Here is an 11,187-nt window from a genome sequence, read left to right as displayed (position 1 = left end):
AGTCGGCCCAGCGGAAGGGTGACCGCAGGCTCAGATCACACCGAAGGCGAGCATGGCGTCGGCGACCTGCGTGAAACCGGCGATATTCGCCCCGGCCACGTAGTCGCCCGGCATGTCGTACTCCTCGGCGGTCATCATGCACGAGCCGAAGATGCCCTGCATGATCTCCTGCAGGCGGTCGTCGGCGTACTCGAAGCTCCAGCTGTCCCGTGAGGCGTTCTGCTGCATCTCCAGGGCAGAGGTCGCCACACCACCGGCGTTCGCGGCCTTGCCCGGCGCGAAACGCACGCCGGCCTCCCGCAGCGCCCGGGTCGCCGACGGGGTGGTCGGCATGTTCGCGCCCTCGGCGACGACCTGGCAGCCGTTCTTGATCAGCGCGGCCGCCCCGGCGTCGTCCAGTTCGTTCTGCGTGGCGCACGGCAGGGCCACCTGGCAGGGCACATCCCAGATGCTGCCCCCGGCGACGAACCGGGCACCCCGCTCCTGGGCGTAATCCCCGATCCGTGCCCGACGGGTCTCCTTGACGTCCTTCATCAACTCCAGGTCGACACCGCCCTCCTCGACGATGTAGCCGCTGGAGTCCGACATGGCCACGACCGTGCCGCCCAGCTCGATCACCTTCTGCGCCGCGTAGATCGCCACATTGCCCGACCCTGAGACCACGACCTGCTTGCCGTCGAAGCCGGTCTTCTCGGCCTTCAGCATCTCGTCGGTGAAATAGACCAGCCCGTACCCGGTGGCCTCGGTGCGTACCTGCGAACCGCCCCAGGTCAGTCCCTTACCGGTGATGACTCCCGCTTCGTAACGGTTGGTGATCCGCTTGTACTGCCCGAAGAGGTAACCGATCTCGCGGGCGCCGACCCCGATGTCACCGGCCGGGACGTCGGTGTACTCGCCCAGGTGGCGGTACAGCTCGGTCATGAAGGACTGGCAGAAGCGCATGATCTCGCCGTCCGACTTGCCCTTGGGGTCGAAGTCGGAACCGCCCTTGCCGCCACCGATCGGCAGACCGGTCAGCGCATTCTTGAAGATCTGCTCGAAACCGAGGAATTTCACGATCCCCAGGTAGACGCTCGGGTGGAAACGCAGGCCACCCTTGTACGGGCCCAGCGCCGAGTTGAACTCGACCCGGAAGCCCCGGTTGATCTGCACCCGGCCGGAGTCGTCGACCCACGGCACCCGGAAGATGATCTGCCGTTCCGGCTCGCAGATGCGCTCGATGATCGACTCCTGCACATACTCCGGCCGCTTGTCGACGACAGGGTTGAGGCTCTCCAGTACCTCCAGGACGGCCTGGTGGAACTCGGACTCACCCCCGTTGCGGTGAAGAACCGTCTCGTAAACGTGCGCGAGCTGAGGGTGCAAAGCCATCGGGCCTCCAGTGCAATCGTGTCCAATCTCTCGACTCTAGGGGTATGGACATGTCACCGGAAAGTCGGGCCTTGTCTCTTTTTCTCTCAAAGTTGCACCAGACAGCGGAAACCCGACTGTGAACGGTATTCGTGAAACTGGTCGGGGAGGGGCCTGTCCTGCTGCGTTGCCGGCCTAGGAAGAGGACCCCGGGCCCGTCCGACCCCTGCTGCGGGAAGATTTCCGAAGCCGGCGCGCACTGTGCCTGGCCCGTTTGCTCTTCTGACTTTTCACCAACACCGGCCACCCCGAGGACACCGCACCCGGTGCCCTGAAACGGGAGAATCCACCCCAGCGGGGCAGACTGTCACCATGATCTCCCGCCCGAGATGGCTGCGTTGGGACGGTTTCCTCGCGGTGCTCCTCACCATGACCGGGATCATCATGGCCGCCGCGGAATCGTACAGCGTGGCCTCCTCGATCAGCTTGGTCGCCGCCGCCGTCGCGGTGCAACGTCGACACCCGTTGTGGATGTCCGTGCTGGCCCTGCTCTCCGGGGTGGTCCAGATCCTCACCGGCTCCTTGCTCCTCCTGCTGGTGTGGGTCTACTTCCTGCTGACCCGGCGGCTCGGGATGGACCCCGACGCGCAGATCCGCAGATGGGGGCTGGCCTGTTGTGGCCTGGGGATAGGAGCCTTCGTCATCCTGCACCTCAGTCAGCCGAGGCAAGTGCGCTGGAACGAACTGTTCATGAACCCGGTCTCCCTCATCCTCTCCCTGGTGCCGGTCCTCCTCCTCTCCGCCCCGCTCCTTTTCGGAGGCTGGCTGAGCGGATACGCCAAACTGCAGCGGGCACTGGCCCTACAAGCACGGTTCGACGCCGTCGAACAACGCCGACTTGCCGACCGCTACCACCAGGAACAGATCCGTCGCCGTATCGCCGCCGACATGCACGACATCGCCGCCCACTCCTGGGCCGTCGTAGCAGCCCAGGCGGACGGAGCCCGTTACCGACTCCACGAAGCCCCCGACGAAGCCGAACAAGCCCTCCGGACCATCGCAGACACCGCTCGCCGTTCCATGGACGAACTCCGCGCTCTTCTCGAAGAACTCCGCTCCGGGGACTCTGGAGAACACGCCCTGACCGGAGGCCGGCACCAGCTCTTCACACGCATGCGCGACGCCGGGATGATCCTCGAACACGACGAAAAAGGCACGATCCCCGATCACCCCCTGCTCGCCGTCACCGCAGAACGCCTCCTCGGGGAATGCCTCACCAACGCCCTCAAACACGGCGACCTGAAAGTACCGGTCAGCGTCAGCGAGAACTGGACGGGCGGATACCGTCTGACCGTGACGAACGCTGTCCACCCCCAGAAGAACAACACGCACCACGGGCACGGACTCGACGGGATGGCTGAACGGGTCCGCCTGCTGGGAGGCACCTTCCGCGCCGCCCGACACGATGACCACTGGCAGGTCGACATCACTCTGCCCGAAATGCAAGGAGAAACAGCATGATCCGGGTCGTTCTCGCCGACGACCAAGCACTCTTCCGCGCGGGAATCGCCATGCTGCTCCGCTCCCAACCCGATATGGATGTCGTCGACGAATGCGCCGACGGCGCTCAAGCCGTCCGATCAGCTGCTCGACACCAGCCCGACGTCATGCTCATGGACGTCCGCATGCCCACCATGGACGGCATCGAAGCCACCCGCCGTATCACCGCCGCCACCTCACCCGCCACCGACAACGGGGCCAGCTGCCCCCGTGTCCTCGTCCTGACGACCTTCGACCTGGACGACTCGGTCACCGCAGCCATCGCCGCCGGAGCCAGCGGCTTCATCCTCAAATCCTCACAACCCGAATTCGTCCTCGCCGCCATCCGCGCCGTCGCAGCCGGAGACCAGATCGTCTCCGCCGGAGCACTCCGACGACTCCTCGAGCACACCCACACCCCCGTCCAGAGGACTCCCGACGAAAGACACCACCGGCTCACCCCCCGGGAGAAAGAAATCTTTCTCCACGCCGCCCGCGGCCTGTCCAATGCTGAGATCTCCGCACTCGAAGTGCTCTCCGAAGCGACCGTGAAGACCCACATCTCTCGGATCCTCACCAAGATGGGGTTGCGCGACCGTATCCAACTGGTCATCTATGCCTACGAACACGGTCTGATCTGACCGCCCGTACATCGGAAGATGTACGGGCAGATGCACCGCACGACGTATCCCAGAATGCACCTCTGGAAGGACGACCCCGCAAACGCGAAAACCTAATCTCAAAAACATGAACGAGACAGGTCACGTCATCTTCCGGAAGGTCTACCGGACCTATGGCACCGGCGCAGGTGAAGTGCACGCCCTGCGCGCACTCGACGTCGATATCCCCCGCGGTGGGTTCACCGCCGTCATGGGACCCTCCGGGTCAGGCAAATCCACCTTCATGAACGTGGCCTCCGGCCTCGACCAGCTCACCAGCGGTGAAGCCTGGGTCGCCGGGCACCCCTTGCACACCCTGAACGAAGACCAGAAGACCCTCATCCGCCGCCGAGAGATCGGCTTCGTCTTCCAGTCCTTCAACCTCATCCCCACCCTGACGGTACGGGAGAACATCCACCTCCCCTTCGAACTGGCGGGCACCCGCATCGACCAGGAGACCCGCTCCTGGATCGACCACCTCATCACCGTGCTCGGCCTCGGCGGGCGGGCCACCCACCGCCCCGGTGAGCTCTCCGGCGGGCAGCAGCAACGCGTCGCCGTCGCCCGGGCACTCGCCGGACGACCCGCCGTGATCTTCGCCGACGAACCCACCGGAAACCTCGACACCCGCTCCTCGGCCGAAGTGCTCACCCTGCTGCGCACCGCCGTCCACGAGTACAACCAGACCATCATCATGGTCAGCCACGACCCCGTCGCCGCCTCCCACGCCGACCGGGTGCTCGTCCTCGCCGACGGACAGATCGTCGCCGACCACGGCGCGCTCAGCCCGCACCAGATCTCCGACATGCTCATCAACATCGAGGGGAAGGCCGCATGAAAAGGCGCGCCCCCGTCATCGACTCACCCCTCGAACTGGGGTCGGTCGGCATCATCGCCGCCCTGATGGGCTTCTACGCGACGCTGCTCGTCATGTTCTCCGCCACCGCGGTGGCCGCCACCCCGGAACACAGCCGTGTCTCCATGGCCGTCATGCTGAGCACGATCACCGCCGTCCTCGTCATGACCGCGGTGTACGTCGCCTCCGTGGTCATCAGCCACTGCGTCGACACCGTCCTCGCCGGCCGGCTCACCCACATCGCCCTGCTCCGCACCCTCGGTGCGCGACCGCGACAGATCCGCACCAGCGTGATGGGTACCACCACCGTCACCGCCGGCCTGTGCGCGATCCTCGGGACCATCTTGGGCATGGGCTTCTTCCGCGCCGGAATCCTCTGGCTCATCGAGGAGAAGAAGATCCCCGAGCTCGATTACCCCTGGTTCAGCGGCTACCTGCTCATCACCGTCGCCACCATCGGCATCGCAGCGGCCGTCGCCTCCTGGTCCGGGACCCGCGTCGTCCTGAGTGTCCCGCCGGCCATCGCCCTGTCCTCCACCAAGGCACCCACGCCACTCACACCGCAGGCCTCGCGCACCCGCGCCATCCTGACCTGGACGCTCCTGACCAGCGGACTCGCCGGGATGGCCGCCGGCATGGCCATGGGCGAACGGCGGGCCGAGATGGGCGTGCTCGCCGCCTTCTTCGGATCGACACTGCTGATGACCGGGCTGCTCACCGGCGGGCGGTTCGTCGTCCCCCTCGCGATCTCGGCACTGGGACGCCTGCTGGGCGACGACCCGACCGCCCGCATCGCCCGCCGCAACGCCGTGAAAGATCCCGTACGCACCACCAGGTCCACCATGGGGATGATCCTCGGCGTCAGCCTCGTCGTGACCTTCGCGGTCGCGAGTGAAACAGCGAAGGTCGTCGTCCTGCACATCCAGGATCGGGTCGAGCCATGGCAGCGCGATTCCCTCATCCGGATCCTCGATGTCTTCCAGGCCGTGATGGTCGGTCTCGTACTGGTGTCCTTCGTGGTCGCCGCGGTCGGTTTCGTCGCCACCATGACGATGACCATCATCCAACGCCGACGCGAGATCGGACTGTTGCGCGCCACCGGTTTCACCCCGGCGCAGATCAAGGCCATGATCACCCGGGAAGCGGTCGCCCTCGGGATCGGTGCGATCAGCACCGGCGTCCTGCTCGGCACCTTCTTCGGGGTGGCCGCCGTCCAGTCCCTGATGGGCTCCTTCTACTCGGGGATCCCCCTCGGAGTGCCCTGGTCGCTGCTGGGCGCACTCGTCGTGTGCTCCGCGGGTCTGGTGCTGGTCGCCTCACGTGCTCCTGCGCGCCGGGCCGTGCAGGTGCCGGTCGTCGATGCCCTTCGGGAGAGCTGACCGACGAGGCAGTGGGGTGGGTCTGGAGGGGGACCCCACTGCCGAGGCGGCCCTTCCTGTCGACGCAACCATCCTGGCCCGGCTGATGGCGCAGGAAAGCACCCGGTGCCATCAGCCGGATCACTCGTCCGATATGCTCTTCTCCCCGCGCAGGGTCGACACCAGGCCCAAGGTGACCAGGGCCAGGACGACGGCGACACCGAAAGCCCATCGCACACCGGCCGCCCCGCCGCCGACCGAGGCCAGGACCGCCACGAAAACGGCAGTACCCATCGCCCCGGCGACCTGCTGCGTGGTGCCTAGCACCGACGAACCGTGCGAGTACATGTGAGATGGCACTGCGCCTAAACCCAGGGTGAACAGCGGGGTGAAGACCAGGGCCAGCCCGATCGACAAGGTCATGTGGGCGATCATGACCACAGCCAGCGGCGTCATATCGCCGACCAGGGCCAGCCCGGTAGAAGCCGCCACCAGGAGCATGCCGCCGGGGATCAGCAACGGGCGAGGTCCGAGCCGGTCGTACCAGCGGCCCACCAAGGGCCCGGCCAGGCCCATCGCGATCCCACCGGGCATGACGACCATCCCGGCCACCAGGGGGGAGAACCCGCGGATCTCCTGCAGGTAGAGCTGTAGGACGATGACGGCGCCCATCAGGGACATGAAGGCGATGGACATGGCGGCCATCGATACCGCGAAGGTGCGGATGGCCAGCACCCGTACGTCCAGGAGCGCTGTGCCGACCACGGCGAGGATCTTTTGACGCCAGGTGAAGAAACCCACTCCGATGATGCCGACGGTTAGCACGAGCGCACCGACGAGTCGTTGTGCGGGGACGCCGATCTCGCTGAGCCCGTAGACGAGGCCGCCGAAACCGACGATGCACAGGGCGATGCTGAGCAGGTCGAGTTTTTCCACTGCGGGTTCGCCGACGTTGCGGAGCCCGCGTAGCCCGGCGAGGGTGACGCCGACGGCGACCGGGAGGACGAGCAGGAAGATCCACCGCCAGGAGAGGCTTTGCAGGATCACTCCGGAGACGGCCGGGCCCAGGGCCGGGGCCACGGAGATCGCCAGGGAGACATTGCCCATGACCCGGCCGCGGTCCCGTTCGTGGACGACGTGCATGAGGGTCGTCATCAGCAGGGGCATCATGACGGCGGTGCCTGAGGCCTGGACGACCCGGGCCACGAGGAGCACGACGAAACTAGGAGCTAACCCGGCCAGGAGGGTGCCTGCGCAGAAGGCGGACATCGCTGTCAGGTAGGCGGCGCGGGTGGTCAGTTGTTGCAGCAGCCATCCGGTGGTCGGGATGACCACGGCCATCGTCAGCATGAAGGCCGTCGACAGCCATTGAGCGGCTGAGGCGCTGATCTTCAGGTCGATCATCAGGCGGGGGATCGCCGTTGTCATGATCGTCTCGTTGAGGATCACCACGAAGGTCGCGGTGACCAACCAGGTGAGGACGGAGTGGTCCGCGGTGTCGTCCGGGAGGCCGGTGGGGATGTCGTGGGTGGCCTGGTCGGGTCGCGGGTCCTGTTCGTCGGGGCGCTCGGGGGTTACGGGTGTCACAGGGTTCCTCCGATTCGGGGTGAGCGGCCCGTCCGTGCGGAACCGGTCGGTCGGCTGTCTCGGGTGGTGGGGCAGCAGACCGTAGGAGCGTCCACACGACGCCTCTGGGTCATGTCGGCGGCGGGACGGACGAGGTTAGCTCGTTCCGGAGCGCGATGCTAAATGTTTCCCGGCGGGGGATGTCGGGCGTTCTGCGAGGTCTGGTCGGGGCGCTGCTCCTGTCGTTCAACTCCCGTCCACCGGGTGATGGAAGTGCAGCGCCGGGAATCCGAGCGATCCATCGGCTGGTTCTTCGGCTACCGCCCTTCGAGGACGGCTACGAGAGGTCAGCTCCTCCGTGAGTTCATCTAAGAGGCTGACCTGGGTATTTCTGATGAGGTAGGTCAGTTTCAGGGGTCGGTGGTCAGTCAGTTGCCTTCATGCTGTGTCGAGAGGCAGACGGCCGTCACCGCTCATTCCTGTCGGATGTTCCGTACCCGCGCTCTCTCACGAGACCCAGCCTGGGCGGCGGTTCTCGACCACGACGGCAACCACAAGAAGCACAGTTGCCGTAAAAGTAACCCACAGGCCGGCCGCCAGAGGAGACGAGAAGAGCCCTTGTCCTTCGACCGCTCCCGAGAGTATCTGCACATTTGACAGGGGCCCGAAAAATTTGAAGAGCCCTCCGACGCCGGGGATGTGGGCGAGGCCCTCCTCACCGTAGGTAGCCCAGCCGACCAGAATGATGATCGCTAGGACAGGGCGACGGACAAGGACAGCCACAGCAACAGCGATAACACTCAGCAGAGCGGCTCCGAGGGGCAGGCCGATCATCATCTGCCGGAGGGCGGGTACGCCGAGGGAGGCTACAGGGTCGCCCCCCGCGAAGATCGCGAAGCACATCAGCGCTGCGGAGACACAGGCAAGCGCGCCGAGGGCACCGGAAAGTGCGGCGAAAGCAGCTGTGCCCAGGACCACGGCACCTCGGTTCGAGACAGCGAGGTACGTTATCCCGAGCGACCCCGTAAGCACGTCACGGAGGTGCAGCCAAGCCGCAGAGATCATAATGACGAGTTGGCCGAGCAGTAGGTATCCCAGGACAAGGAACACCACATCCTTCGGGCGTAAGGCGCCGTTGGCGTCCGGGGTGATCGGCATCGGCCCGAACGTCATGAATGCCGTTCCGGCAACTGTCAACAGAACCGGGACGAACAACCCACGGACAAGGATGCTGGCGGTCCCGTGCTTGGCCGGCAAAGTCCTCATCCACCGGGTGACCGTTTTTGCCATATGGCCGGCCGGTAGCGCAGGCAGGGGCCCGGTGGAATTGGTCATGGGGTCACCTTTGCTTTCTGCCCCAGGTGCGCCCGGAGCTGTCGGAGAAAAAGAGAAAAACACTGCCAGCTATGACAGCGGTAACGACGCAGTACAGCGTCAGCGGGAGGAAGGCGACGGCGTCATTCTCGGCATAGGCACCTACCCAGCGGTGCCGGATCCAGAAGTCGACGAGCCGGAAAGGCATGCCGATCATTCCCGCTTTTCCCTGGAGTGTCGATGAGAAGACTCTCTCCATGAAATGGATCCACACCATGAGCCCGAGTATGATCCACGGTGCTCCTTGGTATCCGGTCAGGAGAAAGAGCGCAAAGCCGAGGGTCACGCAGAGAGCGGCCTGAGTACACAGGCGGGGCAAAGCGCTGAACATCACGGGGACAAGTTCTGCCCCGGCGGGTGCAATCTGGACCACGGCAAAGAGCGCTATCCACGCCGTCACCGCAGACACAAGAGCAACGATCACGGAAGCGATCCATTTGCTCACGAGGATTCGATGCGGCCGTGGTTGCGAAACGAGAGCAGGCCACAAAGTTCCGTGGTGCGTGTCCCCGCTGATGACAAGTATCGGCACGGTAAACCACACCAGCGGAAGAACGATCCCTCCGAAAGCCAGGCCTGAGTCGAAGACCTTCGGTGCATTCTGACCGCGGAGAAGTAGGCTGATATCCCAAAAAGTGGTGAGCGCCAGGGCGCCTGCTACGGCGAAAAGAGTAGTGCGATATACAAGGATCTTCAGTAGCTCAGTGCGTAACATGCTCATGTCGGTTACTTCTGTGTCAGGCGATCGAAGAACGCCCGCTCGAGGTCTCCCTCATGTTGGGAAATAGAACTGAAAGGGATGTCCGCATCCAAGAGGATGCGCGTTACTTCTCGGGCGCCCATGTCATCGGTGATCAATACGCCGTCGTCACCGTGAGCGCGGGCATTGACACCTCGGTCGGCGAGGAGCGTTATCGCTCGTTCCTGGTCCTCCACGACCGCTAGCAGGCCTCCTTCGCCCTCGAACTCCGCCAGCGTGCCGACCCCGACGATGCTTCCGTGAGCGATCATGGCGACACGATCGGCGACGCTTGAGACCTCAGCGAGGATGTGGCTCGACAAGAGGATTCCGCGCCCTTCGTCACGGAGATCCCCGAGGAGCGTCCGTACCCAACGAATGCCTTCCGGATCCAACCCGTTCAACGGTTCGTCGAACACGAGATAGGGAGGGTCTCCGAGCAGGGCTGCAGCGATCCCGAGACGTTGACGCATGCCCAAGGAGAGCTTCGACACCTTTCGACGGCTCGCCGAGGCGAGTCCGACCCGTTCCAGGAGAGTCGGAATCCTCGATCTGTCGAGGTCGTTGGACAAAGCCAACCAGCGGAGGTAGTCCTCCGCGCGTTGAGCACCGTTCATCCAGGTGGTATCGAGCAATGACCCCACAGTTCGCAACGGCTGGTTCATGTCCCGGTAGGCCTTGCCCTCGATGAGCGCGTCGCCGCTCTGAGGGGTCTCCAGTCCGAGAAGGACTCGCAGGGTCGTCGACTTTCCTGACCCGTTCGGGCCAAGAAAACCAACGATTTCTCCGGGGCTCACATTAAATGTGATGTTGTTCAGGGAAAACCCTGAGTAACTGAGCGACACATTGTCGAATGATATGGACATATCAGTTTCCCTTGGTGGCGAATGGCAGTATCGAAACAGCGTCGAAGTATGTCGAGTCATCGAGAAGACGTGCGGTAGCGCCAACGATTCTGAATCGACCAAGGAAGTCTCTGTGCAGGGCCGCGCGGTCGGCGATGCCTGTTCGTAGGCCAAAACGGCGAATTTCTTCACCTGCGCTGTCCTGCACGTGATGGGCGAATTCTTCGCCATTTCTTGAAAGGCTTGCCTCTTGGGTGCGATCGCTCGCGACATGGCGCACAGATACTTCCATGAGGCCAGTAGTGATCGTTGGCGTCCGGACATTCTTCATGAATTGTGAAGAATGACCCAGAAGAATCGGACATATATGACGATGCACGCAAACTTCTTAAATTATTGAAAAGGTGAGATCCCGGCATTTGCCAGGATGGGTGTTAAATGAGGAGTTTACGGTGCTTCTTCAATAAGACGCAACCCCCGTTCATGCCGGATTTTCCATAAATCCTGCGCTCTCTCTGGATCTCGCGGCAGATTTCAGACAGGAAAAACCCTCGGCTTGCGGATCTCTCGGCAATGCGCACGCGCAGATGCCCGGGCGTCCCGACGAATGTCACGACCGGTTGACCCCACAGGAGAAGGAGGCTCTGTGCCATGCTGCCCGCAGCCTGACCAGTCTGAGGGGCGGCGTCGTTCAGCGTCTGCTGAACCAGCTGGCGATCTTGAAGATCCCCGTGATGATGTCCAGGAAGAAGTTGATGACGTCCAAGAGCGTCCTCACGCAGCTGAAAACGCAGCGCAGACCGCGTCTGCTTCGGCTGAGGACGCCATCGTCATAGCGTCGGACGTCATCGGTGACCTTTTTCAACGTTCTTGACTCCAGGGGCGTGTCCGGGTGGGTGGG

At 64.0% G+C, this 11,187-nt stretch carries 11 protein-coding genes; 4 read left to right on the top strand and 7 right to left on the bottom strand.

What is annotated here, in order from left to right; all coding sequences use genetic code 11:
* Nucleotides 1-30: 30 nt before the first annotated feature.
* The gene (gene gdhA, locus AUCHE_RS10355) at nt 31-1,371 is read right to left on the bottom strand and encodes an NADP-specific glutamate dehydrogenase (RefSeq protein WP_006503253.1); all 1,341 of its coding nucleotides are present in this window, start codon (nt 1,369-1,371) and stop codon (nt 31-33) included.
* Between the two features lie 351 nt (nt 1,372-1,722).
* Here gdhA and AUCHE_RS10350 point away from each other — a divergent pair, with 351 nt between their 5' ends.
* The 4 genes from AUCHE_RS10350 to AUCHE_RS10335 all read left to right on the top strand — a co-directional run bounded on the left by AUCHE_RS10350 (nt 1,723) and on the right by AUCHE_RS10335 (nt 5,783).
* Nucleotides 1,723-2,871, top strand: a complete 1,149-nt coding sequence (locus tag AUCHE_RS10350) for a sensor histidine kinase (protein WP_006503252.1) — start codon at nt 1,723-1,725, stop codon at nt 2,869-2,871.
* Nucleotides 2,868-3,530: a response regulator gene (locus AUCHE_RS10345; protein ID WP_006503251.1), complete on the top strand. Its 663-nt coding sequence runs from the start codon at nt 2,868-2,870 to the stop codon at nt 3,528-3,530. Before AUCHE_RS10350 ends, AUCHE_RS10345 begins: the two co-directional genes overlap by 4 nt.
* A 106-nt stretch (nt 3,531-3,636) precedes the next feature.
* Nucleotides 3,637-4,386: an ABC transporter ATP-binding protein gene (locus AUCHE_RS10340; RefSeq protein WP_006503250.1), complete on the top strand. Its 750-nt coding sequence runs from the start codon at nt 3,637-3,639 to the stop codon at nt 4,384-4,386.
* Complete coding sequence (locus AUCHE_RS10335; protein ID WP_006503249.1) at nt 4,383-5,783, top strand: ABC transporter permease; 1,401 nt, start codon at nt 4,383-4,385, stop codon at nt 5,781-5,783. The genes AUCHE_RS10340 and AUCHE_RS10335 overlap by 4 nt, the downstream gene beginning before the upstream one ends.
* Before the next feature lie 120 nt (nt 5,784-5,903).
* Here the strand turns inward: AUCHE_RS10335 and AUCHE_RS10330 are convergent, their stop codons facing one another.
* From AUCHE_RS10330 to AUCHE_RS17280, 6 genes are all read right to left on the bottom strand, one after another.
* Nucleotides 5,904-7,349, bottom strand: a complete 1,446-nt coding sequence (locus AUCHE_RS10330) for an MDR family MFS transporter (RefSeq protein WP_006503248.1) — start codon at nt 7,347-7,349, stop codon at nt 5,904-5,906.
* A 486-nt stretch (nt 7,350-7,835) separates the two neighbouring features.
* Nucleotides 7,836-8,663 (bottom strand): hypothetical protein, encoded by an 828-nt coding sequence (locus AUCHE_RS10325; protein WP_040322158.1) that lies wholly within the window; start codon nt 8,661-8,663, stop codon nt 7,836-7,838.
* Nucleotides 8,664-8,667: 4 nt separating this feature from the next.
* The gene (locus AUCHE_RS10320; protein ID WP_006503246.1) at nt 8,668-9,423 is read right to left on the bottom strand and encodes an ABC transporter permease; all 756 of its coding nucleotides are present in this window, start codon (nt 9,421-9,423) and stop codon (nt 8,668-8,670) included.
* Nucleotides 9,424-9,428: 5 nt separating this feature from the next.
* Nucleotides 9,429-10,307 carry an ABC transporter ATP-binding protein gene (locus AUCHE_RS10315; RefSeq protein WP_006503245.1) on the bottom strand — a complete coding sequence of 293 codons (879 nt, stop codon included), beginning with the start codon at nt 10,305-10,307 and terminating at the stop codon, nt 9,429-9,431.
* A gap of 1 nt (nt 10,308) precedes the next feature.
* Nucleotides 10,309-10,617: a hypothetical protein gene (locus AUCHE_RS16965; protein WP_162137243.1), complete on the bottom strand. Its 309-nt coding sequence runs from the start codon at nt 10,615-10,617 to the stop codon at nt 10,309-10,311.
* A 360-nt stretch (nt 10,618-10,977) separates the two neighbouring features.
* Nucleotides 10,978-11,151: a hypothetical protein gene (locus AUCHE_RS17280; RefSeq protein WP_217994374.1), complete on the bottom strand. Its 174-nt coding sequence runs from the start codon at nt 11,149-11,151 to the stop codon at nt 10,978-10,980.
* Between the last annotated feature and the right edge of the window lie 36 nt (nt 11,152-11,187).

The organism is Austwickia chelonae NBRC 105200, from assembly GCF_000298175.1.
GTDB classification, from domain to species: Bacteria; Actinomycetota; Actinomycetes; order Actinomycetales; family Dermatophilaceae; genus Austwickia; species Austwickia chelonae.
The sequence above is the reverse complement of the archived record's forward strand: the minus strand, read 5'-3'. Positions and strand labels throughout refer to the sequence as shown.